This is a genomic window from Singulisphaera rosea (genome assembly GCF_054877945.1).
Window position 1 is genome coordinate 1 of record NZ_JBTYIP020000159.1, and the last position, 255, is coordinate 255.

At 62.7% G+C, this 255-nt stretch carries 1 protein-coding gene; it reads right to left on the reverse strand.

The genetic code is table 11. The features are described from left to right. A partial coding sequence (locus ACYOEI_RS41560; RefSeq protein ID WP_462856508.1) for a transposase occupies window positions 1–253 on the reverse strand: 253 nt, incomplete at its 3' end. Window positions 254–255 lie beyond the last annotated feature (2 nt).

A 255-nucleotide genomic window follows, 5' to 3' on the forward strand; every position in this document is an offset into this window, starting at 1 on the left:
GAGCGACTCTGACCAAGGCCTTTCGATCGACGCGGTTCTCGAGCCGGCAGAGTGTCGATGGCGATGCGAGCGGGGATTCGCTATCGGGGAGGGTCGAGGCGGAGACCTGGAGTGCGGGGTCGGTGCGGAGGGCCTGATGATCATTGAGATCTTCATATCCCAAGGCGATAGCGATGACCCGCTGGGCGATCATGGAGCGCTGGTCGTGGGTGATGAAGACGGGGTGTCTTGGATCGGGTATGGCGGCGTTCAGGG